The sequence below is a fragment of the Dyadobacter sp. genome (genome assembly GCF_039919315.1).
Lineage (GTDB): Bacteria > Bacteroidota > Bacteroidia > Cytophagales > Spirosomataceae > Dyadobacter.
This window is the reverse complement of record NZ_JBDSFX010000047.1, coordinates 25,600-51,572: the sequence shown is the minus strand read 5'-3', so window position 1 is coordinate 51,572 and position 25,973 is coordinate 25,600. Positions and strand designations below refer to the sequence as shown.

Annotated in this window: 17 protein-coding genes; 5 read left to right on the top strand and 12 right to left on the bottom strand. The window is 45.7% G+C overall.

From position 1 onward, the window contains the following. The first annotated feature begins 14 nt into the window (after window positions 1-14). Window positions 15-3,842 (top strand): DUF748 domain-containing protein, encoded by a 3,828-nt coding sequence (locus ABIO93_RS12745; protein WP_348068145.1) that lies wholly within the window; start codon window positions 15-17, stop codon window positions 3,840-3,842. Window positions 3,843-3,898: 56 nt separating this feature from the next. On the opposite strand, the gene ABIO93_RS12740 is transcribed toward ABIO93_RS12745, so the two are convergent. The 5 genes from ABIO93_RS12740 to ABIO93_RS12720 form a co-directional block, all read right to left on the bottom strand. Next, window positions 3,899-4,702 carry a TSUP family transporter gene (locus tag ABIO93_RS12740; RefSeq protein ID WP_348068143.1) on the bottom strand — a complete coding sequence of 268 codons (804 nt, stop codon included), beginning with the start codon at window positions 4,700-4,702 and terminating at the stop codon, window positions 3,899-3,901. A gap of 65 nt (window positions 4,703-4,767) precedes the next feature. Next, complete coding sequence (locus ABIO93_RS12735; RefSeq protein ID WP_348068141.1) at window positions 4,768-5,787, bottom strand: Atu2307/SP_0267 family LLM class monooxygenase; 1,020 nt, start codon at window positions 5,785-5,787, stop codon at window positions 4,768-4,770. Window positions 5,788-5,879: 92 nt separating this feature from the next. After that, a complete protein-coding gene (locus ABIO93_RS12730) occupies window positions 5,880-6,818 on the bottom strand; it encodes a pirin family protein (protein ID WP_348068139.1) in 939 nt (312 codons plus the stop codon). A gap of 211 nt (window positions 6,819-7,029) precedes the next feature. Further along, window positions 7,030-7,791 (bottom strand): ABC transporter permease, encoded by a 762-nt coding sequence (locus tag ABIO93_RS12725; protein ID WP_348068137.1) that lies wholly within the window; start codon window positions 7,789-7,791, stop codon window positions 7,030-7,032. Then, window positions 7,788-8,717 carry an ABC transporter ATP-binding protein gene (locus ABIO93_RS12720; RefSeq protein WP_348068135.1) on the bottom strand — a complete coding sequence of 310 codons (930 nt, stop codon included), beginning with the start codon at window positions 8,715-8,717 and terminating at the stop codon, window positions 7,788-7,790. The genes ABIO93_RS12725 and ABIO93_RS12720 overlap by 4 nt, the downstream gene beginning before the upstream one ends. Before the next feature lie 199 nt (window positions 8,718-8,916). Here ABIO93_RS12720 and ABIO93_RS12715 point away from each other — a divergent pair, with 199 nt between their 5' ends. Together ABIO93_RS12715 and ABIO93_RS12710 are read left to right on the top strand one after the other, a co-directional pair. Further along, a complete protein-coding gene (locus tag ABIO93_RS12715; RefSeq protein ID WP_348068133.1) occupies window positions 8,917-9,957 on the top strand; it encodes a histidine kinase in 1,041 nt (346 codons plus the stop codon). Continuing rightward, on the top strand, window positions 9,957-10,661 hold the full coding sequence (locus ABIO93_RS12710; protein WP_348068131.1) for a LytTR family DNA-binding domain-containing protein: 705 nt from the start codon (window positions 9,957-9,959) through the stop codon (window positions 10,659-10,661). The genes ABIO93_RS12715 and ABIO93_RS12710 overlap by 1 nt, the downstream gene beginning before the upstream one ends. Window positions 10,662-10,818: 157 nt before the next feature. Here the strand turns inward: ABIO93_RS12710 and ABIO93_RS12705 are convergent, their stop codons facing one another. After that, window positions 10,819-12,684 carry a T9SS type A sorting domain-containing protein gene (locus tag ABIO93_RS12705; RefSeq protein ID WP_348068129.1) on the bottom strand — a complete coding sequence of 622 codons (1,866 nt, stop codon included), beginning with the start codon at window positions 12,682-12,684 and terminating at the stop codon, window positions 10,819-10,821. 236 nt (window positions 12,685-12,920) lie between these two features. Here ABIO93_RS12705 and ABIO93_RS12700 point away from each other — a divergent pair, with 236 nt between their 5' ends. After that, window positions 12,921-14,708 carry a sensor histidine kinase gene (locus tag ABIO93_RS12700; protein WP_348068127.1) on the top strand — a complete coding sequence of 596 codons (1,788 nt, stop codon included), beginning with the start codon at window positions 12,921-12,923 and terminating at the stop codon, window positions 14,706-14,708. Continuing rightward, window positions 14,701-15,456: a response regulator gene (locus tag ABIO93_RS12695; RefSeq protein ID WP_348068125.1), complete on the top strand. Its 756-nt coding sequence runs from the start codon at window positions 14,701-14,703 to the stop codon at window positions 15,454-15,456. Before ABIO93_RS12700 ends, ABIO93_RS12695 begins: the two co-directional genes overlap by 8 nt. 12 nt (window positions 15,457-15,468) lie before the next feature. Here the strand turns inward: ABIO93_RS12695 and ABIO93_RS12690 are convergent, their stop codons facing one another. From ABIO93_RS12690 to ABIO93_RS12665, 6 genes are all read right to left on the bottom strand, one after another. Continuing rightward, on the bottom strand, window positions 15,469-16,554 hold the full coding sequence (locus ABIO93_RS12690) for an endo-1,4-beta-xylanase (protein WP_348068123.1): 1,086 nt from the start codon (window positions 16,552-16,554) through the stop codon (window positions 15,469-15,471). A 35-nt stretch (window positions 16,555-16,589) separates the two neighbouring features. Further along, on the bottom strand, window positions 16,590-18,521 hold the full coding sequence (locus tag ABIO93_RS12685) for an alpha/beta hydrolase-fold protein (RefSeq protein WP_348068121.1): 1,932 nt from the start codon (window positions 18,519-18,521) through the stop codon (window positions 16,590-16,592). Window positions 18,522-18,760: 239 nt separating this feature from the next. Continuing rightward, window positions 18,761-19,849: a Gfo/Idh/MocA family oxidoreductase gene (locus tag ABIO93_RS12680; protein ID WP_348068119.1), complete on the bottom strand. Its 1,089-nt coding sequence runs from the start codon at window positions 19,847-19,849 to the stop codon at window positions 18,761-18,763. A gap of 61 nt (window positions 19,850-19,910) precedes the next feature. After that, window positions 19,911-20,960: a glycoside hydrolase family 43 protein gene (locus ABIO93_RS12675; RefSeq protein ID WP_348068117.1), complete on the bottom strand. Its 1,050-nt coding sequence runs from the start codon at window positions 20,958-20,960 to the stop codon at window positions 19,911-19,913. Between the two features lie 11 nt (window positions 20,961-20,971). Beyond that, entirely contained in the window at window positions 20,972-24,406 is a 3,435-nt protein-coding gene (locus ABIO93_RS12670) for a VCBS repeat-containing protein (RefSeq protein WP_348068115.1), read from the bottom strand. A gap of 14 nt (window positions 24,407-24,420) precedes the next feature. After that, entirely contained in the window at window positions 24,421-25,962 is a 1,542-nt protein-coding gene (locus ABIO93_RS12665; protein WP_348068113.1) for a RagB/SusD family nutrient uptake outer membrane protein, read from the bottom strand. Window positions 25,963-25,973: the final 11 nt, after the last annotated feature.

Sequence of the window (25,973 nt, the reverse complement as noted above, 5' to 3'; positions counted from 1 at the left end):
TTGATTGAATTTTAATGAAACATCTGTTCGGAAACGTATTCAGATTTGCAGGTTACAGCATTGCTTTTTTTGCTATCATTTTGCTATGCTTTCATTTCTGGTTTAAATACAATTCCGAAAGAACCATTGAACAGCTGGTGTCATGGAGTTCGAACGGAAAATTGAAATGCTCCATTGAATCCATTCAATCCGATTATTTCAATAATTCTGTCCATATTCAAGGGATTAGTATTTTCACCGTTGATACTTCCAGGCAGTCGACCAATTTTAAATTTAATGTGAAGGATTTCCATTTTCGAACGCGTTCGAGATGGAGTCTTTTTGTTGAGAAACAACTTCTCATTGATTCAATTGTTTTTAATAATCCGGAAGTTGTTATCAGGAACAGAAATTCGACGCAAGAGAATCTGGATCAAAGACTCGTTTTGATAGAGGATCTGGAAAAGTTGTATCGCTCAATCCAAAAATCGCTGAATGTACTCAACCTTCAATTATTCAAGATCAATGAAGGAAAACTCGTTGTGCAGAATGAAGACGAACCCTCACGCCAACCCCTCACCATAAACCATATTCAATTTTCAATCAATAAATTAAATATTGATTCGGCCAGTGTAAAGGATACGACACGATTCATTTATTCCGAACGGGTAGTGTTCCGTATCAAGGATCAAAATCTCAAACTTCCTGACAATAAAAGCAATATTGCTTTTAAAGAACTGCTTATTGATTCAAAAGAAAAACTGGTCAGATTTAACGGTGCCGCCATTCACCTATACCCTACCAACGGCCGTAAAAGCAGTCTTGATATCAAAGCAAAAAAGCTCAGTATGATCGGTCTGGATTTTAATGCCTTATATCAGAAAAGATTAGTTAAAGCTGATTCTGTATACCTCGAACACCCCGATGCTATTGCCAATTTCTTCATTGGCGGGAATTCCAAAAAGAATCGAATAAATCAAAAACGAGCGCTGTATGACAGCACGCTGAACCAGTTACCTGTTGGTTTTGATGTAGGACATGTGGTGATGCAAAATGGGGTAGCATCGGTAAATGTTCACCTGGGAGGAAAAACGACGAAGTTGTCGGCGAATAACGACAATATCAACATTTCCGGCCTGCGTCTGAACGATTCTGGCAAAAGACAATTAAGTATTGGCGGCTTCCGCTATACGCTGCGAAATTACAATGGTTTCCTGCGTGACAGCACACTGCGTTTTAGTTTTGACAGCTTACAATTTATCAACGACAAAGTGGTGCTGCACAATTTGCTGGCCTCCACACCCCGGAACCAACGAAACAGGGTGATAAGGGATTATGCAATACCACGTTTGGAAATTACCGGGATGGACTGGCTTTCCGTTATTTTTCAAAATAATTTTAAAGCCCGACAAGCCGTGTTGTACCATCCGGTTGTAAAGGTTGAGAAAAACGATCCTTTGCGGACCGGGTTTTCCGAGAAGTCCAAAAAATCCATCTACCAGAATCTATCACTAATGGATCAGATCATCGATCTTGAACAACTGCGTATTATCGGTGGTGATATCAGTCTGCAGCAGGCTGACACTCTGGAATTACAACTCAAAAACTTCGACCTGAACATTAACATTGAAAAGCTGGGAAAGGCCCGGTCGCCGGATGAATTGATCGGATCTTTGAAACAATTAACATTCGGAAAAGCGACGGTCCTCACACCGTCTGTTTTTGTTAATACGGGCCAGTCTGGTTTTTATGAAAATGGGAAAAAACTGGTGTTTGATATAGTCCGCGTGAATACAAAAAACGGTGATATTGACGGAGCATTCAGAAAGGTGGAAGTGCAGGATTTTTCTTTCGAAAATAACCAGCTTGACATAAGTAATTTATCCTGGCAGGAAGGCGACGTTTATATTGACACACAAAACAGAAACACAGAAACAGCCAATAAATCGGATCGGACAGTTTGGTTTTTTATCAAAAACATGGGCGGTCACAATACATGGCTAACCATTGCAGGAAACGCACTAACAGGCAAAGTGTTTTTGAAAAATATTTCTACAAACAAAATTTCGAGAGAATATAACAGTCCTTTACATGCCGATGGATTCATCGTGACGGGAGGCGATGCAAAAATAAACTTACCAACCGGAGTTTTGCAGCTCGGTGACTTCGACATCAGAGACCAGGCAAATTCACTGGTTCAAAATATATTGTTTCGTACTCAAAACCAGCAAGATAGCACACTTTTACAGATTCCGTCGCTCAGTTTTGTACCCCATATAGAACAATCGCTTCTTACTAAAAAACTTACCCTCGATTCCGTCAGCCTGAACCTGCCGCGAATGATCGTCTCCGCTGATAGCACCAGTGCAAAATCTCCCAAATCATTGTCTTTACCAGGTTTTAATATTCATGGATTCGGAATCAATGATGCTTATTTAGAAATTAAAAAATCAGCCGTAGCGACTTCCGTAATGCATACATCGGTGCGGATCAAACAAATTGAAACATTAGCTGACACCGCTTTGCTGGCCGACAAGATCATTGTAAAAGCCGGTAATATTGTGTCCGCTAAAACGAACGGATTTACGGCAAATATACATGGCAACCTAGCAGCAGAACTGGATCATTTTCGCTATCATCTGCCCTCCTCAGGCTGGGATCTGCAAATGAACAAATTTGAAACAGACCATATTGATTTCAAAAACAAAACACCGGATAAGCACATAGCATTGTCTGTGGACAGGTTGAAGGTCGAAAATCTGAAAGGCGATCATTCAGATCTTGATTCAGCAGTTTCGTGGTTTGTTAACCGCTCTGGAGCGCACGTTCAGTTTGACTCGTTGCGATTGCAAACAAAAAATAGCAATCTAGCAATGACCCAGCTGCGTTTTGACGGAAAACAGCAAAGGGCAATGGTTGGTTCTTTCGCATTAAATCCGATTGAAAGCAGGTCAGAATTTGACGACCGCCTAGCATACCGTAAAGTCTATATGACAACAAAGACACAGGAAATTGAAGTGACCGGTTTGGCCATTCAAGACGAAAGCCTTCATATATCCAATGTCACGATCGATGATGGCGCATTGAATATTTATGCCAATAAACTAAAAAAAACGCCATTGCCTTTCCGGCAACCTTTACCGGTCATGGCTTTGACAAAAATAGGTTTACCTTTTCAAATCGGTGAAATAGCGCTTCACAATGCGCATGTGGATTATACAGAAGTCAGTCCTGTTACAAAAGACACCGGCAGAGTTCATTTTTCCTCTGTCAATGCCCGGATAAGCAATTTGTCTTCCAGGCCACAAACTTCTAATGATAGTTTGTCTACCAATATCTCGGCTTTATTTTTAGACAAAATTCAGTTGCAACTGGCCATGAGCCAATCTTATCGGGACACATTAAGCGGATTGCGTTTGGATATAAAATTGGGGTCGGGTGAACTGACAGATCTGAATCCTTTTCTTACCCCATTGATTTCCGCCCGTGTCAAATCAGGGCATCTGGACTCAATGAGCATGATGGCTGTTGGTAACGAATACATCTCGCAAGGCGTAATGGACTTGCACTACCGTGATCTTAAAGCCGACCTGTTGGATTCAGGCAATGTCAACAGGCAAAAATTCCGGACAAAACTGAAAGTCTTTTTTGCCAATACCGTTGCTATAAAAAACAACAGCTCAAATAAGAAAGCTTCGTTTATATTTGTTCGCAACAGGCAAAAACCGGCCATCGTTTATTTCCTGCGAATGGTCGTGGGTGGTTTGGCCGGAAGTATTGCTCCTGCCTCTAATAGGCTGTTTAAAAAACAATACAAAAAGTCACTGCAACAGGTACCGGATCATGCAAGACCTGTTTTGTAGTACAGATTAAAACATCATTTGAGGTTAATCCTTACCGTGATCGACTTGGAAACATCTCAGACAAAATATTCCTGAAAAACATCGTAGCCGTATCGAAGGATCATCAAAGAAACGACCAGTAAAAATATGGAGCGCACAAATCCGTTTCCTCTGCTTAAAGCCATCCGGCTACCGACCATATTGCCGGCAATGTTGAATGCAGCCATCAGTAATCCAATGCCCAAAAGGAAATAGCCTTGCCGGATAAACACGAACAGCGCGGAAATATTGGTAACGCAATTGACAATTTTAGCATAAGCCGAGGCCGTTACAAATTCGAAACCCAGAAATACGACGAAGCCAACGATCAGAAAGCTGCCCGTTCCCGGCCCGAAAAAACCATCGTAAAACCCGACTACCAAACCGATAATGGCCCCCAAAATCATTTGTTCGCCAAATGGAAGACTTTTGCTTTGAACGGCCCCCAGGTTTTTGTTCATATAAATGTACACGGCCATCACAATCAGGATGATCAGAATAACAGGTTTAAGGACGTCGGCACGCACCATACTTACCACTTTGGCTCCTAAAAATGAAGCAATGCAAGCCGCCAGGCAAACAACTACGAGTAGCCTGCAATCGAACCTGATCCGTCTGGCATATTGATAGGCAGCAACGGATGTCCCGGAAATAGCGGCAATTTTATTGGTCCCAAAGAGTGTTGCCACAGGCTTGTCGGGAAACGCAATGAGGAGGGCCGGGATCTGGATCAGCCCTCCACCACCGACCACCGAATCGATAAAACCAGCAATAAAAGCGAGCGTGCTTAGAGATAGTATCAGTGTAAGCGAATAATCGGCTGTGAGGGTGCTCCAATTCATTCAGCAAAAATGAAGGATTACCATTTAAAATTCAAGTGCTCGCCGATCAGGCTTCCAATTGTATGTTATTTCTGATTGACCAAAGGAATTACCTTTTGCCCGATCAGTTCAATGGAAGACATCAGTTGCTGATGCGTTAGCCCTGCGTTATCCATCTGGAACGTAAACCTGTCCACACCACCCAAAGCTTCACTGTGACGTAGTAATTTCTCAGCAACCTGCTCAGGCCCACCAACTACCAACACCCCTTTTGGTGCTATCAGGCCATCAAACTGTGATTTTGTAACAGGTGGCCACCCACGTTCCCTACCCAATTTGGTCCATAGCTCAGCATATCCCGGGTAATAATCTGCAACCGCATTTTCATGGGTCGCGGCAACATAACCCGGTGAATGCAGTCCGACTTTCAACTGATCCGGTGTAAAACCTGCCCTTTTTCCAGCCTCACGGTACAGGTCAATCAATGGACGGAAACGATGTGTTTCACCACCGATGACGGCCACCATCAACGGCAAGCCCAATGTCCCTGCGCGTACGAATGACTCGGGTGTGCCACCAACGCCAAGCCAAACGGGCAATTTTTCCTGCAAAGGTCTTGGGTAAACCGGCTGATTGTTCAAGGCCGGTCTGAATTTACCAGACCAGGTAACAAATTCCTGATCCCTGATAAGCAGCAGTAACTCCAATTTTTCCTTGAATAACGCGTCGTAATTTTTCAAATCAAAGCCGAACAATGGGTATGCGTCAATAGCAGAACCACGACCAACGACCAGTTCTGCGCGACCTTTCGAAATCAAATCCAGCGTTGCAAAACTTTGAAAAACGCGTACCGGGTCAGAAGTACTCAGCACCGTTACGGCACTAGACAGCAAAATCCTTTTGGTACGGGCAGCCGCAGCAGCCAGAATAACCGCCGGGGCAGAATCTAAAAACTCTTTTTTATGATGCTCACCAATTCCAAAATTATCCAATCCAGCCTGATCTGCTACTGTAATCCTGTCCAGCAATTGTTCCATCGCATCCACACTGCTCAGTGCGTTACTACCATACATCGCCGAAGCGAAACTATCTATTCCTATTTCCATTCTATTCTTATTTAAATCACTAAATCAATATTGTCAGACATAAACGGAATGTCACTAAACTGCTCCGTTTTAACCATTTTAAATTTAACTTTTCAGGAAAGTGCTTCTGGTGCCGGACCACCGAAGGCCGGACCACCGGGAGGCGGGCCTCCTGCGGGCCTTGATTTGTCTACCGGCAGCGGAACAAACTCTGCATTATCCGTTGGTGGCAAGAGAATACGTCCCTGCTTCCAGTCTTCTTTGGCCTGCTCTATCCGTTCCTTGCGGCTTGATACAAAGTTCCACCAGATATAGCGATCCCCTAAATGCTCTCCGCCCAGCATCATCAGGGTAGTGGCTTCTTTTGCGATCATTACCGGATCAACACCTCTTGAAAAAACCAGCAACTTCCCTTCCGTATATGACCCACCGTTCAATTCAACACTTCCCTTCACAATATATACGCCGCGCTCGCTATGTTCTTTTGGAAGGCCAAACCTTGCGCCCTGATCAAGGACGACATGCAGATAAAACAACGGTGAGTTTGTCTTGACATGGCTTGTGAGCCCGAAAGCGTTACCTGCAATCAATCGCATCCAAACGCCCTTTTCTGTGAAAATTGGCAATTCTTCCGCTGTATAGTTTTTAAAAGAAGGATCTGATTCTTCATCTTTTTCAGGCAATGCTACCCATGTCTGGATCATTTCAAGTCCACCTGCGGCCAGTATGGCCGGATCTTCAAAACGTTCGCTGTGCGCTATGCCCTTTCCAGCATTCATCCAGTTTGCTTCGCCGGGTTTGATGATCTGCTCCACGCCGAGACTATCCCGGTGTGTAACATTTCCTTTCAGCAAATAACTTACCGTCGACAACCCAATGTGCGGATGCGGCAATACATCCAGGTTGGTCGTTGCGGGCACACTGATCGGACCGCCGTGATCCATGAATATAAATGGGCCAACCATTCTTCTGAGTTGGAACGGAAGAATACGCTTTACCGAAAATCCAGGAGAAATTACCGCCTGGCGGGATTCTATGACAATATCAAGCATACTGTTCAATGTTTAATTTCAAAAAGTAACCGGATCCAGTGTAAATTGAGATTCTTTTCTCTGATGGTATCATGAGGCTACAGTTATTTTCACATCCCAAAATTACTCCTTATAACCGTTGGGATAGAAGATAAAAGACATTAAATTCCATCGACTTTTATCTATCGCTTTTGAACTGCACACACTCGATTTGTCCGACCGTATGCTCAAATCAGGCGGCACCCCATTGCAATCTTTTAGTAAAGTCATAATAACTCAATACCGCAAGTAAGACCGTATACACGGCATTTAACAAATTAAGACCCTGGTGGCTGGCTGCATATGCTTCCGTATAATTCAACATCTGAAAAGGGGCAGCGTATGGCATGTAAATGATATATTCCCAGCTTTTTAACAGTAAGCCAATCATTAGGCCACCCAAACCAATGCTCAGCGAAGTGATGAGATTTCTGAACCGGAACGACAGCCAGAACTGCAAGAAAACCATTGGCAGGATAGCAATCAGGAACTCGGTTACAAACCTTAAAAGATGTAGGCCTGGCACCGGAAATTTCGAAAACCCGAGATCTTGTACTGCATAGCCAAGGGTGATACCTACCACAACACTCAAAGACAGATACAAAATAAAGAAGCCAATCACCATGGCGAAAATGACCGCCAGCTTACCCAGGTAGATCTTGCCCCTGCTGATAGGTAATGTAAATAAGTGCTTCCATGCATTTGCCTTATGCTCGACGTGGACGATCAGGCCGATAATCAAAAGAATAAAGCCGACCGAAAAGAAGCAGCACCCGTTTAGTATCCGAACCAGGAAATCGTCCCAGGGATTTACTCCATGCCCGGGCACAAAGGCTCTGACATCAGATAAATAGGTTGCGAATAAAATGAATGGGACGAAAAGTGCGCCCAATATCGTCAGCCAGAGCGCGAATGTATTTTTTAGCTTAATGAACTCGGTGTAAATCAGACTCATAAGTGATCATCTTTTATAATGGAGAGAAAGGTTTCTTCGAGACTGCTTTCAACAAGCTGGGCGCGGTTGATACGCAAGCCTGCCGCAGTCAACAACGTGATCAGCTGGGCGACGCGATCACCCTCCACATATTGTACTTCCAGAAACTGAGCGACTTTCACGACGGGCTGATGATCTCCGAGTAGGATTTCCAGGGCGCGGCTGTTGTCGTCTGTATCAATTTCAATGATCGCTTTGTCTCGGCTGATCTGCTGCAATGCTTTCAACGGCCCTTGAAATAGCATTTTCCCCTGACCAATGATACCAACATGGGAAACCAACCTTTCAACTTCGGAAAGTAAATGACTAGACACGAGGATCGTGACATGGTGCTTCACATTCAGCTCCCGCAACAACTCACGGATTTCTATGATGCCGTTCGGGTCCAAACCATTCGTAGGCTCATCAAGGATCAATAAATCGGGACGGGAAAGCAAAGCCGTCGCCAAGCCAAGGCGCTGTTTCATCCCTAGTGAGTAATTTTTAACATACTTTGCAGCCTCCGTGCCTAGCCCTACCATTTCCAGTACTTCCCATACCCCGTCGTGGCCGATGCTTCTTAGCTTTGCGGTAATTTTAAGGTTGTCGAGCCCGGTCAGATGCTCGTACAGTGATGGAGTTTCAATGAGTGCACCGGTCCGGGCTAGTATGTGGCTGCGCTGATCGCGAAGGAATTTTCCAAAAACTTTTATCACTCCTGAGTTGGCTGGAAGCAGGTCAAGCAGCAGCCTGATTGTAGTGGTTTTTCCTGCCCCATTCGGGCCCAAAAAACCATATATGCTTCCTTTCGGTATTTGCAGATTAAGCCCGCTAACGACAGGCCGGTCTTTTGAAAAACTAAAAGACAAATCGCTTGTTTCAATTGCAAGTTCATTCTCATCAATCATATCTCTGTGTTTAAATGACTGCAAATGTTTTTTGCTTTGTTCAAAATGAAAAATCATCCGGACATAACCGGACACCTGCCTGCCCTAATGGTCATTTGATATGCCGAATCTTTTTAGGGACATATCAGTGAATTGGGCATTCAAAAATGGGTTTTCGGCACGAAATATTTTGAAAGCGGCATTGATTGTCCATATTTGAATGATGAAACACCTGGAATCTTTTATCGGAAAAGTAATGGCTTCCAGGATGCTGGTGCACCTTTCGTTCTGCCTGGCGTTTGTGGGTGTCTTTTCATTCGCCGTCATTTTGAGTGGTAACCACGACGTGGCGGTTGCCGCCATGGTAAGTTGTCTGTACATTTTGACCTGCACCTATGTGGGCAGGTGGTATGGCAAGTCGTGGCTAAACCGGTCGGCTGTGCCAGTATCCGTCCCGAAGTCGGTTTTAGTCTTCCTGGTGCTGGTACTGGGTGGTGCTGCCGGTGCTGCCTATATGTTCAAAGGTGATGTTGCCAAATATTTCCTGCAGAACTTGTTTATCTGCTTTCCTATTTCGGTACTGTTCGTGTTTCTTGGTATCGCAATAGCCCTGGCGCGGCATGTCGTATGGATGCAAGTTTCAGACGCCAAAATTGCACAAGAGCATAAGGAAAGTGAATTGCGGCTGCTGCTATCACAACTGAGCCCGCATTTTTTGTTTAATACCCTCAATAACATGTATGGAATATCACTCTCGCAACAGCAAAGGGTCCCGAAATTGCTGCTTAAACTTTCAGAATTGCTCAGATATAGTATTTATGAAACCAGAGAGGAATTTATTCCGCTTCAAAATGAGCTGCTGTATTTAAAGAATTACATTGACTTTGAGAAAATACAAAACGGTGAAAGGCTAGTTCTGGACCTTGCGATCGACGAATTTCCGGACGACAGGATGCGTATTGCTCCTATGCTTTTGATTGTTTTTATTGAAAACGCATTCAAATATTCCAAAGCCACCCGCAAGCCTAAGATGTGGATTGCCATTACATTACAAGTTAAAGAGGACTGGATCATTTTTACGATTAAAAATTCGTTCGAACCTGGCCGCAGGGAGCAATCAGGTTTGGAGGACCCGTCGGGCATTGGCTTGCACCATACATTGAAGAGATTAAACCTGATTTATGGAAACGAATATTTTTACAATGCACAGGAAGAAAATGATACATATCATGTTAAACTACGGCTGAAAGCAAAATATTAATGATCAATTGTCTAATCGTTGATGACGCCCCGGTAGCACGTGAAATTTTGGTGGGGTACTGCCGACTGCTTCCTGTGCTGCGGGTTGTGGGCCAATGTAGTGATGCCTTTGAAGCCCGGGAGAAGATACAGCAGCTGCCGGTTGACCTGCTTTTAATGGATATCAATATGCCAATGCTGTCTGGGATTGAACTCCTGAAGACATTGAAAAACCCTCCATTGGTCGTTTTCACTACTGCTTATAAGGAGTTTGCGACCGATGCATTTGATTTGGCTGCCTGCGATTATCTGCTAAAACCCTTTTCCATCGAACGCTTCATTATCGCCATTGATCGAGTAGTCGAAAAAATGCCTCACAAAACGAGTACCATAGCTGAAATCCCCCCCGCTGTTCCAAGCCATCATTTACTATTACGGACAGAAGGCAGGATTAATAAATTGAACTATGACCAAATTGTGTATCTGGAAGCCAGCAGGAACAATACCAAGGTCATCACTTCCAGCGAGCATTTCATAAGCACCACGCCATTGTCGTCTATTGAAACCCAGCTGCCAGCAGAACTGTTTTTCAGAGTTCACCGGTCCTTTATTATCAACCTTTCAAAAGTCACCAGTTTGCACGGTAACCGGATCATGCTAGGTAAATCTGAGGTTCCGCTGGGAGGTAATTATAGGATTGAATTTCTGAAATTACTTGGCCTGTAAATTCCTGCTTGCCTTTTGGAAAAATGGGTTACCGGGTATGCTCATTGGATTTGAGCTTATTCCGCTGTGAAATTTGGCCGGGCAAAGATGGCTCTCATCTCTGTCCGGCCATTGGCACTTTATTGAGGGATTACGTAAAACTTTACAAGTGACCAAACTACCTTCCTATTACGAACCGGTCCAGAAATTTCAGTCCGTCCTTCGTGAAAATGCGAAGAATGTAATGCCCGCTTGGAATATTTTTGACCGAAAGACCCTTTTCAAATTGGCTGTCAATGCGTGATACCACCTTCCCCGCATCGTTCACCACTTCTGCTTTCAAGATTTCCTGAAAATTGACATTTCTGATTTGTATATGTTCTGAAACGGGATTGGGATACAAAAAGGCATTACCCCCAGTATTCATCCGGAGCGACCGGACGCGGCTGAATGCGAATGTCCCATCCTGATCGACCATTTTCAATCTGTAATAGTTGATGCCTTCTGCCGGAAACGAGTGGGTGTATGTATAGTGCTGCATATCCCGGCTCTCCCCAGCGGCTTTCACGTCGCCGATTACGGACCATGCTTTACTATCTGTGCTGTATTGAATTTCAAAATTTCGGCTATTTTCCTCTTCGGACGTTTTCCAGGCTAGTAAAGCAGACCTATCCTCATTCTTGACATCAAAATCAACAAGGGTGACCGGCAATGTGGTCTCCGAATCAAAAACCCCCCAGGCTGAAAATTGCGTGACATTTTCTACTGTAATGCCATACCCTGCGGGTTGGTAAGTTTCGTAATACTTTGAGCCAGTCTTATTCTCCCAATCCGTGCCTCCCCAGCGTTTCACGTAAATATTGGTTACATCAAAACCAACGGGCATTAAAGGGTTTAGCCCAGGCCACCCAAACTTCAAACTGAATGCCTGTTCCAGCGAAATATGGTCTGAGGTGATATACCATTCAGCATCAAGACTTTGCGTATTTTCGGGATCCGGATGTGTAGAGTTGCGGCTGGCAACTCTTACCGAGATCGTGACGGGTGCAGAAGACGAGCTGTTTGCCGTACCGATAATGGTTACCGGTGTGAAATTTTCGCTTGCAAAGCCATACTGACCAAGTAAGGCCTTTCCAATGATAAACTCTTTGTTGATGGCACCGCCTGGCAGTACGTATTTCAAGCTTCCCGTACCGCTTGTTACGATCCGTTGGTAAATTTTGGTAGAATAAAAACCTACGATGTTCACGCCATGGCAGGTCAGATCGAAATTTCCAATATCGATAAATCCCGAAACCAGATGAACGTTGTTAGCGGACGAAATCGGGGACTTCAAAACCGATAGGTTGCCTGTTAATGTAACACCTGCCTTGTTGTCAATGGTCAAGGATCTTGTATTGAGTTTTGTACCGTCGAGCGTTTGCGGAATGTTATAACCTCCCAATGTAAACGCCGCCACTTCGAGAAGACCATCGTTCACGAATTTACCCATTACATTAAATGACCGGTCGCCCGTGTCATCCAGCGATTTGCCGGAACTGATCGTCAAGTTCAGGCAGGAGGCATCGGTATCGAGGAGAACATTTCCATTGATTACGACATGGTCGGTTGTAGATGGTACCACGCCGCCTTCCCAGGTAGCAGGATCGTTCCAGGAACAACCAGTGCAATTTTTGGAGCTAGCCGTGCCCGGATATCGAATGGTTGGTGCTGCCGCGCATGGCGAATAGCTAGCCTTTACCCAACCTGTGGTCGGTGGATCTGGCGTCGAAGTCGCGTCATTAGACGCAAGAGATAAAACTCCTGCCCTGATCACCCACTGGTTATAATTATATTGGATATACTGCGGATTACAGTATCCCATGCAGCTCGACGAGACGGAATAGTTTGCTTCGTAGATGTTTCTGCCACCTGCATCGGTACCGGACAGATAGTACGGACCGTTGACGTTGTATTCCGAAGAGGTACAGCCTTCCAGGATCACAATTTGCGAATAGGTTTGAAAGGAAAGGAATACAAAAAAAAGTAAAAGTAATTGCTTCATAAGCAGAATGTTTTTGGCGAAATACAAAAGAATTGATGACTAAAATTATTTATATAGGAAGCTCATAATTTTCCGGGCATCACTGCCGAATTTATTCCCAAACACCTTCTTTTTCTTCCGAAACGGGCATTATTTCAAACAAAGAAATCGCTGATTAATCTTCCCGTAAAGACGCGTTTTTTGTTGTCGAGATTACCTAAATTTACAATTAGCCTTGCTTCTCAGCCCCTGCCATTATGTATCGTCTCAAAGAACTGCTCTTACTGCTTGCACTCGCTTGCATCGTCGTATCTGCACCTGACAGCCACGCTCAATATCAAAGTAAAACCGCCTACTCACGATTGATCGAAACACAGCAGGATTACAAAATAGCAGTGGAAAGTGGCGACTCGCTCGAAATTGCCGAGATGTGCTACCGGCTGGGTAAGCGATATATTGGATTAAACGACTTTTATCAGGCAACGAAATGGTTGCAGCGTTCCTTAAAGATCCGGAAGCCAATGGGCCCATCCGAAGATCTGGGTAAGGTTTACTCGATCATGAGCGAATGTGAGGGCTATCAGAACAACATGGCTGGCCACCTTGAATATGTCAAACTGGCCATTGAAAATCTTAGTCAGTCGGGGTCCAAAAGAGGTATGATGATCAGTTACCGTTTATCGGGCGGAATTTACTCCAGGACACCCGAAGAACTCGGGCAATCCCCGTTGACACTTTTTATCAAGCCCTCGCCCGACAGCGCAATTTACTTTTTTACGCGATCGCTTGAAATTGCCAGAGAACTTGACCTTCCCACCGATGTAGCACTGCTGTACCAAAGTATGGCGAGCTCCTGGCTTATGAAAGGAGATTTTAAAAGAGGTGCAGATTATTTCCAAAAGGCTGCCATGATTTTTGATTCCATCCAAAAGCCAGCGGGCGCGTGTGAAGTATACCTGACTGCGGCGTCGTCGTTTTTAGACCAACGACGTCCCGCGGACGCCAAACCCTGGATCGACAGGGCAAAAAAATGGAGTGATTCGCTGCAAAAATCCGGCGTGGTCAGTCAGTCGTTTAAATTGCAACTGGACCTATCCAGGTATTTCCAGCAAACCGGCGACTACAAACGGGCATTTTATTACCGGGAAAAATACAGTGAATACGTTCTTTTCCAGCGCGATGCGTACAAAAAAAGCGCTGTGGACGGGCTCACGTTACTGTTTGAAAATGAAAAAAAGGAGCTCAGTATCCAGCATCAAAAAAAGGAACTGGCATTGCTACGGAAAAATGAAAATTATCAGCAGCGGATTACTTTGGGCATTCTGACTGCGTGCGTTATCTTCATGGTGACGGGTTACTTCTTTTTCCATTTGTACCAGAAATACCGTCGCCTGAGCCACCTGAACAAAGAACTCGTCAAGGAACAAAGTCATCGTATCAGGAACGACCTGCAATCCGTTGCCGATTTGATCGAATTACAAATTTTTCAGTTATCTGATCCCGCGTCGATCTATGTTTTGAAAGAAAGTTTGTCCAGAGTAGAAACAATATCCCTTATTCACCGGGATCTTTACAACACCGACTATCAGGATGCCATTGAGATACATACGTTTATTCCGGCTCTCGTCCGCAAAAGCCTTCATCAGCTTCCGAACAGGATAGATGTTAATTTTGACATCCAGGATTTTCTATTGCACGTGGAGCAGGCGATCCCGGTTTGCCTCATTATCAACGAACTCACTACGAATGCTTCAAAACACGCATTTAATCACAACGCAGACCCGGAGCTTCACTTATCGCTTACTTTAAACGACGGTTGGATAAATCTTACTTTCAGGGACAACGGTCCCGGGTTTGATAAAGGTGCGCATAAAAACACATTCGGGGTCAGGATCATTGAGCTGCTGACGAAGAAGCTGAAAGGAAAACAGGCATTTAAAAATGAGGCAGGATGCGAGTTTACGCTTTCATTTCCATTGTCCAGAAAATCAAAACTCAGTAAGATCTTCAACAGTAAAGAGTTAAATACAGAGAGTTATGTTTAATGTGATCATCATCGAAGACGATACGCTTTTGGCCGAAAGAATTTCGCATCACCTCATGCTGGAAGGGTTTCAGGTTTGCGGTATCGCCGACAATCAGCACAGTACCAATGAAATTCTGTCAAAAAATGCTGTGGATATTGCGCTTGTCGATATCAATCTGAACGGGCCTGAAAATGGGATTGTGATTGCCAACGAACTTGTGAGGAACAATTCGATAGCGGTTATTTACATATCAGGCGAATCGTCGGATGAAATTATTGAAAAAAGCAAAAAAACCCACCCCACTTCTTTCCTAATTAAGCCACTGGATATGAGAGAAGTAGTTACCCAGGTAAAGATCGTGGCGCATAATCTTGAACAAGGCAACTACCTCTTCCCTGGCTCCGGAAAAGCCCTTGAAAGCATTCATATCCCGGGGAATAAAGGACTTATGCGTTTTAAAAAACAGGAAATAGCTTACATTCTCGCTGATCGGGCACATTCCAAGCTATTTCTTACACGTGACGCCCACCAGCGAATGTTCCCCAATCATCTCTATTCTTATATTCAGGTCTGGATCCACATGGGGAAGATCGCCGAACAATTGCCCTGGTATTTTTATCGCCTATCCCGCTCCATGACGGTCAATCTGAACCAGATCGATTTGATCGGCCAGGACAGTATTACCATTCAACAAAATGAGCTTCCATTACCTGACGGCGCTCGTTCGACCTTGCTCAACCGACTTAATATTGTCAAGGCAAAATAGTGTAGGCCGACGTCAATGTGAAAAACCTACTACTTGATGGAATGCCTCCTTGGGCTGCAAATTCTGGTCAAACAAGAGCGGATAATCCTTTCGGTTTGGCACCGGGAAGTTATCCAGCCAGGTCGATTTGTCTGAAACATTCCAGAATGTGACGCCGGTGATCGTGCCTTTGTGTTTTCGGAATGTATCAAATATCATCTTGTATTGGGCAGTCTGCCGGGTAACCATTTCGGCTGTCAGCGTACTATTGTCTGTCGGGCGGTGCTCGCGCCGCTCGTGCTCCTTGGGATGGACCGAAACATCCAGTTCCGTGATCTGCACCGCCAAACCCAGGCTCGCAAACTGGGTAATGGATTTTTCAAGTTCGGCAGCAGTAGGTTCATATATTGACCAATGACCTTGCAGGCCCACCCCGTCAATGGGGACATTCTTTTCTTTTAGTTTTTTCAAAAGTTGAAAGATCTTCTCCCTTTTGGAAGCACTTTCTGTATTATAATCATTATAAAAAAGCTTCGCAGTTGGATCGGCGGCGTGGGCATATTCAAATGCTTTCGCGATATAATCCTCCCCGATGATCTCATAGAATTTTGAGCGGCGGTAAATGCTGGTACCTGTATCCGTGACCGCTTCGTTGACCACATCCCAGGCGTATATCTTCCCTTTGTAACGGCCGACCACATCATTGATATGCTGCTTCAATCGCGCCAGCAGTACTTCACGGGTTACCTGCTTTCCCAAGGAATCGGTAAAAAACCATTTCGGTGTCTGGTTATGCCAGCATAGCGTATGCCCGCGCACCTTCATACCATTCTTTTCGGCAAATGCGACGATAGCGTCGGGACCCTGCCACGCATACAGGTTGGGTTCGGGGTGAATAGGGCCCATTTTCATGGCATTTTCCGGCGTAACGCTGTTAAATTGGCGCGTGATCAGATCTGCGTCAGGGCCTGTAAGACCTCTTACCGAAACTGCCACCCCAATCGGAAAGAAATCCTTATAAGCTTCCTTTAAAGTTTTTTGTGCCAGAAGATTATGTGAAGCCAGCAGTATAGAACACAATCCAAAACTGCTTATTATCCCCATGAATGAATTTTTCATCAATTCTGAATTGGTAATGATTTGAGAAACAACACTTATTTAAACAGCAGCTGCGAAAACGAGAACAAGTCGTGCCGCCACACCGGCCAGGTATGGCCCCCCGGGTATTCGCTGTATTTGTATTTAATGCCCAGCTCATCATACTTCGAAAGCATGATCTTGCAGTTTTTGTAGGCAATGTCTTCCTCTCCGCCCATCGATATCCAGAAGTTTTTCAGGTTGCTGTTGATCGTCGTAGCATTGGCTTTGGCAAATTCATAATGCGTGCCTGACAATGCTGCATTGTTGGCAAACCAGCCCGAACTGAATACGCCCAGCGACGAAAACAGGTCGGTGTTTTTCACACCTGCATACAATGTCTGTATCCCACCCATGGAAAGGCCTGCCAGCGCCCGGTGCGCGGCATCGGCTTGCACCCGGAAGCTACTTTCAACGAAGGGTATCGCACCCAGCTTCAATTCACTTTCAAAGATTTTCAGGAAACTATCACCGGCTGTTGCCATACTACCCGGCCCCATCGGACTACCCAGATTTCCGTCCAGCATGACGATCAGCATGGGTTTGGCCTTTCCTTCTGCGATCAGATTATCGAGGATCAGGTTCGTTTTCCCCTGGGTCGACCAGCCTCGCTGATCCTCGCCGCCGCCATGTAAAAGATAGAGTACCGGGTACTTTTCCGTTGACTGGTCGTAGCCCGGAGGTGTGTAAACATACATTTCGCGCCAGGTGTTACTGGCTTTGGACAGGTAGCTCTTGATCCTGATCTCTCCGTGGGGCACCTCGCGCATCGCATAGTAGGCGCCGTCGCGGTATGGAATTTCAATTCCGCTGGCCATCCGCCCCATACCGTAAAAGGTTTCGCTGGCCGGATCGGCCAATGCAACCCCATCGATCAGTAATGAATAGTAATGAAATCCTTTGCCAATGGAATCGGTCGTTGCCGACCATACTCCGGCGGTGTCTTTGACCATATCATACTTTTTCCCCAGATCAACCTGTACCTTCTGCGCCTGCGGTGCTTTTACCTTAAATATGACGCGGTTATCGGGCAAGATCTGCGGGTATTTCGCTGAGCGAATGTTGGTCGCCGCAGGTGTTCCCAGAATGGTATATTTAGGCAAGGAGGCCACATCAACGGGTTTGAACAGAAATTGGGAAAACATATACAATCCATTCTTCCATACCTTGAAGTCATGTACGCCCGGCTCAATGTAGTACACGTGAGGTACCTGATGCTCAAACAGGTAGTCGTGCGTGCGTTTGCTGAATGTAATGAGCCTGTCGTTATCACCACAGGAGATCCAGAGCAGTTTCAGCTTCTTTTTCGCTTCCTCTGGGTTCGGCATAAGTTCTTCGGGTTTTTTCGTATTGGGGGCCGATGAAAAACCTCCCACCCAGGCAAACTGATCCAGGTTACCCAGCCCGAAGTTGAGCGACTGCCCGCCTCCCATTGAAAGGCCTGCTATTGCCCGGTGTTCGCGGTCGCTGAGTACAGGGTATTTCTTTTCAATAAATGGGATCAAATCCGTCAGCAGGTCTTTCTCAAAGGTCGCAAATGCTGCCACCTTATCCGGGGCCATGATATTACCGGTCGCCTGGTCGTCTTTCATTGCCCTTCCGTTGGGCATGACCACGATCATTGGCTCTATTTTCTTTTCCGCGTATAAATTGTCCAGTATCAGCTGCGGATTTCCGCCTTTGAGCCATTCTTTTTCATCCCCTCCAATGCCATGCAATAAATACAGGACCGGGTACTTTTTCTTTTTGTTGTAACCTGGCGGGGTGTAAACCAATGCTTTTCGGGCATTGCCTACTGTTTTGGACTGGTACTGCACCGTATCGATTTTTCCAGCAACCGAACCTGGTCTGGCCGAGTCGAACCCGGTTGGCATTTCAAGCGGGACATTTTGAGCAGAGGCGATGATGGTCATCGCTGTCAGCAGCAGGCAGAAAATTATTCGCATCATGAATGAGTTATAAAGTTTAGTCGGGCCTTGCATAACAATAGTGCACGTTCGGCATTACTTTCAAAAACAGGGTGTTCTGATTCAAACCTAAGCAACATGTCGTAAAACGCGGGTAGATTTCGTTCCTTACTTATCCAGCCCTCGATAATTTCCTTCGTTTGCTGATCAGCCTTACCGAACATATATGTGGCCAGTGACAACTCGATTTGCGTTTTATTCATTTCCATCAGTTCGGCAGTTTAGATTTTGACCGTTTGGCCTGAGGCTACGGATTTGTAAATCGCTTCTACGACTCGGATATCCCGCAGCCCCTCCTCACCCGGCGCAATCAGGTCGGTGTTGTTGATAAGCGCCATACAATCCTCGTCCAATTGTTTGGCCTGCTGGTTTTTAATTGGAAACTGAATGAGGGTACCATCCGACATGCTCCCTTTATTCCCGTTGTAGCCTGACTGTGGTTCCAGCTTTGCCCAACCTTTTTCATAATTGACCTGCAAATAATTCATATTGATTCCAAAGCTGGTCTGGCAGGCCGCCCGTGCACCGCTGGGAAAGTCCAGCATAAACATCATTGTTTCCTCCACCTCCTTATAAATCTCAGGACGGGTAGTTGAGGCTTGCGCAAACACACTGACAGGCTCCTCGCCCGTCGCCAACCTCGCTCCTTGCAATGCATACACACCCATATCTCCCATTACTCCGCCTCCCAGTGCTTTCTTTTGTTTCCAATGGTCGGTCCGCGCATCGAAATATCCTGCCGCGCTGTTTACCATTTTTACTTTGCCGAATTTTTGTTCTTTGGCGACTTTCATCACCGCCTGAATGTTCGGATCGTGCTGGCAGCGGTAACCGATAGCAAGCTTTACTTTATTGCTTTTACAAGCGCTGATCATTGCTTCACAGTCCGCCACGGAAGGTGCCATGGGCTTTTCGCAAAAAACATGTTTCCCTGCTTTCGCTGCACGCACTACATATTCCCGGTGCATGGACGGGGGCAAAACCACATACACAATGTCGATATCAGGATTATTGGCAATCTGGTCGAAATTCTGGTAGTTGTAAATGTTTTTGTCGGGAATGTTGTACTTCGCTTTCCAGGTCTCAGCTTTGGACGGTGTGCCAGTCACAATCCCTGCGAGGTAACATTTTTCGGTCATTTGGAGCGCCGGTGCAAGCAAATCAGTGCTGTAATAACCCAACCCGACCAGCGCAATACCGAGCTTATCCTTGGCTGGCAATGTTGACGCTAACAGCGAATTGCCGGAAAATAAAGTAGCGGCCCCGGCCAGGGTTAAGGTTGACAAGAATTCGCGTCTTTCTAAATTCATAACGATGATAATGATGTTATTAATGATGATTTCAATAGGGCTGTTGCTATTGCAAATGGGTTCAAGGATTAATGGTTTTGATACTTCCGTCCTTTTCGCGAGCGAGTTCTCTTACTTTGATGTTCCTCAAATGCGTTTTGCCGGATAGCTCCACATCGTGGTAAAAGATGTACCATTTTCCTTTAAACTCAATGATCGAATGATGGGTAGTCCAGCCTGTAACGGGTTTCATGATCACGCCTTTGTAAGTAAAAGGCCCATAAGGTGAGCTGCTGACGGCATACGCAAGCAAATGCGTGTCGCCGGTTGAGTAGGAAAAATAGTATTTGTCTCCAAATCTGTGCATCCAGGCTCCTTCGAAGAAACGGCGGTCGGTATCTTTGGCTAGCAGTGGTTTACCATTTTCGTCCAGAATGACAACGTTTTTAGGTGATTCGTCAAATACCAGCATGTTATCCTTCATCCGGGCAACCTTTGCGGTGAGTGCAGGCTCGTTTTCACGCCCTTTTCCCAGATCGGTTTTCAGGCTTGCATCATATTTCCCCGTGTGCCAGCGCTGCAATTGCCCGCCCCAGATGCCTCCGAAATACATATAAGTTTTTCCATCTTTGTCCGTAAAAACTGCGGGATCAATGCTGTAACTACCGGGAATGGGATTTGCCTCAGATTTGAACGGCCCGGTTGGCGATTTGCTGGTTGCAACACCAATGCGGAAAACATCCTTTTTATCCTTGACGGGAAAATAGAGATAGTAAGTGCCATTTTTAAAAGCCGCATCGGGCGCCCAAAGCTGCCTTCCTGCCCAGGGAATATCTTTGACATCCAGCGCCACACCATTGTCTTTGGCCGGACCATTGATATCGTCCATTGAAAAAATATGGTAGTCGCGCATGTTAAAATGCCCCCCTTCATCATCCTGCGGCACATTTGATTCTACATCATGCGACGGATAAATGTAAATCTTGCCGTTAAAAACATGCGCGGAAGGATCTGCCGTATAAATATCCTTCACGAGCGGCTTAGGTTTCGCCGCATTGGATTGGGCAGCCACATTTTCAGAAGCGCAATAAAAAATACTCAGAATAATTGCTAATCGGTAAGGTATGGTCATGAAATAGATCGTTATTTAAATTTGACAATGTTTAATTTATTGATTTGAATGGGACCGGAATTGATAGCAGTCAGCAGCCATTGTTCCTGGTTGGCCCCTTTGAAAAAATTGCTTTTCCTGGCATCTCCATGGATCATTAATCCGCTTTCCGCACAGTGGGAAGTTCTGAAATTTCCTTTACCATTTCCCAGCAGCAGCAGCCCGGTCGATGCGTCCTGCCTGCCCATATTGACTTCATTGGGATAAAAATTACCAGTCAGTACCACGTCCTCGTGCCCGTCGGCATTCACGTCCGCGGTCACAATCCCGAACACGGGTGACTTCTGCGCTTCTACCGGCAATGCGTGGATTTTGAAATTTCCGCCACCGGTGTTTTCGATGTAGGCACTTTGCAGGTAAGTCGCTTCGGCGCTGAATGCATCCTTAATTTCCTCACTGGTAACTAGTTCGTCGAAGGTTACTTTGGCATAATCCGCATAATGCGGGAATTTCCGGCGAAACTGGATCACCTGCTGGTTCAATGCGTCGCGGGGAACACTTGGGTAGCGCTTACCTTGAATAAAGTATCCCATCAGCGGGTCGAAAGTGCCGTCGCCATTGAAATCCTTTGCTACCATTTTGATCGGCTCTTTTTCTGATGCGCGGTAAAAAGTGTTCAACCCCTCGTTGCCGGCAATGAAATCAATGTCCCCGTCATGGTCAAAATCACTGGCGGCCAAACTGTTCCACCAACCCGTATACTGATTTAAGCCATTGGGGGCTGTTTGGGGTTTCAATGATCTGCCTTTTTTGTTTTCAAAAATCCTGATAGGCATCCATTCCCCGGCAAGCACGAGATCATCAAATCCGTCCAGGTTGGTATCAGCCCACAAAGCGCCGCAAACCATGCCAATATTTAGTAGCGCCGGGCAAAATTCCGAGGTTACATTCGTAAAATGCGGCTGGCCCATTTTGGAATCGTTCCTCAGCAGATAACTGCTGGCTGGGAGGGGATATTTACCCGGAATGCTGCGGCCTCCAATGAAAATATCAAGATCGCCGTCTTTGTCAAAATCATTGGTGACAATGCAGGAAGCACTTAATGAGAGTTCAGGCAAGGCAGTACTCAGTGCAGGCTGAAAGTTTCCGGTACCACTATTCAAATACAATTGCACTTTGTAAAATGCCTTCTCAACGGCCGGCAGCTCATTCCCTCCGTTTGTGATCAGCAAGTCCTGGTCACCGTCCTGATCTGCATCCAGAAAAACTGCGGCGGTGTTTTCATGCAAAGAATCCTGAGAAACAATGCGTTTCTCAAAATGCCCGCCCGCCTTTTGCAGAAAAACAGTGGGCTTGCCTGCGCCGTAACTCCCCCCGGCAAAAATATCCTCCAAACCATCACCGTTTACATCGCCTGTCGCCATTGCAAAGCCACTTTTCGATAGCATCTTATGCATCGTCGCCGTCTGCTTGAAATCGACAAAATTCGCTTCTGAATGCTGAAAGTCGAGATTTAATTGATTAGTTATATTCGTAAAATAGGATTGCTGGGGTTTCGGCATAACAAGCTTCCTTGAATCTATTGCATTCTTCTGGCTCAAAACCAGCCGTTTGTTTGCCGTGATTTTGTAGAGTTTTTGAGATTTTCCTCCCGGCCATACTACTTCCAGGCTGTCGATCTGTTTTTTATCCCCAATACCAAAATGCAGTACCGGATCCACAGACGACTGGAATCCTCGCACGACACTCAATTCAGCATATTGCGGATCTTTACCAGTCCAGATCGTGACCTTACCACCGATTCCGGACAGGTTACCTTTTACACCTTCCAATGCAATGTTCAGAAAATTCGAGTTACCTTTTTCCCGGCTGCTATTCTGATAAATAAAAGCTTCTGAATCAATGTTGTTAACCACCAAATCCAGGTCTCCGTCACCGTCCAGGTCCGCGTAGGCTGCTCCATTGGAATAGGAAAGCTTGTCGAGTCCCCAATTTTTGGAGGTATTGGAAAAAGTAAGGTTACCTGTGTTTTGATAGGCATAGTTGGCAATCTGCACCTCGGGTACTTTTTTGATTAGTTCCAATGCATTTTGCTGCTTGAAATCGTTAGTACCAAAATTGGAAAAATCTTCCTTGAACTGTATAAAATCGCGGTCGGTCACGTCGCGACGGTAGCCGTTGGTGATGAAAATGTCTTTCTTTCCGTCATTGTCAAAATCGGCGATCAGCGGCGCCCAGCTCCAATCGGTCTTTGCAACACCTGCCAGCAAACCTACCTCACTAAACATGGGTACCTGGCCCTGACTTTCACTGGGAGCTGCGCCGAGGTTGAGCTGCAACACATTCCGCATGTATTGGAGCTGGTAGCCGTATTGAGCAGAAATACTCATTTCCTTACGGTCATAATCCTGCCCTGCAAGCATCTTTTTTTGACGAAAATTGTCTTCCGGAAGCATATCCAATTGAAAAATGTCCGGGTAAGTATCATTGTTGATGTCGGCTACATCCAGCCCCATGCCATACAAACTGGTGTGCGAGGTGGCTTCCCGTATTACATTGCTAAAACCTGGCAGTCCGGCATTGGTAAACCCATTATTAAGATAAAGAATATCGCTGCTGATGAAGTCATTGGAACAATAAATGTCCGGGTAACCATCTTTATTTAAGTCACTTACGGCCAATCCAAGTCCGAGTCCTTCGTATCGTACACCTGCTTCCTTTGAAATATTGGTAAAAGTCGGAATCCCATTTTCGCGAATGCCTTCGTTCCGGTACAGCTTGCCCGTGCTAGGGTAAGACCCGTCGTTATAAGTTTGGCGCAAGTAATTTGGATTTTGAAGATCGGGCGCAGAATTCAACATGTATGCATCCAGGTCACCGTCAAGGTCAGCATCGAAGAAGGCGGTCTGAACAGTGAATGACGGGTCATTCAAACCATATTCCTTTGCCAGTTCCTTAAACCTGGGCTGTTTGTTCTGACCTAAACCCTGGTTTACAAAAAGTAAGTTTTCCGAGGCGGCAGGATCAGCGGACGAGTTCATTTTGGGATGTCGGGCAACACTTACATAAATATCCAGTAAGCCATCCTGATTGATATCCACCATGGAAACACCTGTACACCAGCGTATTGTTTTCACGCCGGCCACTTCTGTAATGTCTTCAAATGCCCATTTCTTCGCGAGCGTATCGATTTTGCTGAGGTATAACCGGCAACTGACCTGGTTTCCGCCAAAGAAAATATCAGGCTTGCCATCGTTATTCACATCCCCGATCCCTACGCCCCCACCATTGTAAAAGTTGGTGAATGTGAATGGATTAATGGAATCGTTGGGATTCAATGCATTGGAAAACGTAATGCCGGTTTCTTCCGAATTGTGGGCAATGAAAAGGGTCTCCTGCTTCTTTTTGCAAGAAAGAAGCAGGAGGAAAAAGATGAATGAATAAACTGAAAACGAATACTTTTGCATGAATTGAAATACACTTAATACCCAGGATTCTGGTCTGTCGGCTCGATTTTGGCGTTGTTATCTACTTCTTGCTGCGGGATCGGCAGTAATTCGATCTTATTCGCCTGGAAGTATGAAATAGGCTCTGCTTTCAGCTTACCTAGTTTCCGCCATCTCAGAATATCACGGTTCCGGATCTGTTCACCGCTTTGCTCCACACGTCTCTCATGTACGATCGCTGCGAAGACCTGGTCTTTGGTCGAAACAGGGAACTTGGTAGTTGGATAGGCGGGCATACTTACGCTTTTACGTGCTCGGATCATGTTCAGGTATTTGACGGCCTCGGCAATATTTCCTGCCTCATTTTCCACTTCGGCCAGTGAGAGGATCGTTTCCGCAAATCGCATAATACGCTGATTGATGGCTCCGGTCAAAAATGATTCGTTCATTTTATACATAAGCGAATATTTCTGCCAGCTTACTTTCTGGGTTACCCCATCTACCACCGATGAATTCCCGTTTTGTTGTCCGTCGGTCAGCGTGTTAGCACCCTTATTGTATTTTTCACCGGTAAAATAAAAGGAGTCGTCATAGCGCGGGTCTGTCTTGGCATCGCCTTTTGCGGTTTTTTCAAACTCGCCAAGCAATCCATTGGAGGGGATCACGTTCCGCCATCCTATGGCCGAATACTCCTGCGTGCGAACCGTTTCGGTACCGGCAGTGGCGCCGTTTCCATCTCCGTCCCAATTATAAACCCCGCCAGAAGGGAAGAAATTAACCTCGAAAATAGACTCTTTGTTAAACTCGGTTTCTTCCAGGAAGTTGTCGTTATAGTTATCCACCAAAGCATACAGCCCGGAACTATACACTTTCAGCAACTCAGTTTTTGCATTGGCATAGTCTCCTTTTTGCAAATGAACCCTGGCCAGCAACATTTGTGCAGCTCCTTTGGTAACACGGCCCTGGTTAGCGGCGTCGTAAGTAGCCGGCAGATCGGCTTGGATCGCCTGCAGTTCGGCGATGACGTAAGCGTACACATCCTCAGCAGGGGATCTTGGTAAGCTCCCATCTAACGTGAGCACATAATTTTTATAAAGCGGTACTGCGCCCCAAAGACTAACGAGCTCATAATAAGCATAAGCTCTCAAAAAACGGGCTTCTCCCAGCAACCTCTTTTTGTCCGCATCGGCAAGGTCGGTCACTTTTTCGGAGTTGTCCACCACCGCATTGGCGCGGTGGATCATCCGGTAGTAAGCAAGCCACACCGTGCCCATCACCGAGTTTCCGGTATCGTGCGTACCAAGCAGCAACTGGTTACGCGGTGTTTCCAGCTGGCCTCCACCTGCCGATACATCATCGCTGCGCAGATCGTGGAGGAAAAACCATTCCCTGGCAACCAGGTTATTGGATTTCAGCATCGAATACGCGCTGGTGACGCCGCTGCTCAGCTCTGCCCCGTTTTTGTAATAACCATCCACGGTCACTCCATTGGGGTTGGTCTTTTCAAGCGTATCATCTTTACAGGCAAATACGATCCCGAACAATAGGGCATAAATAGTAATCAGTCTCTTTTTCATATCAGTTTCTT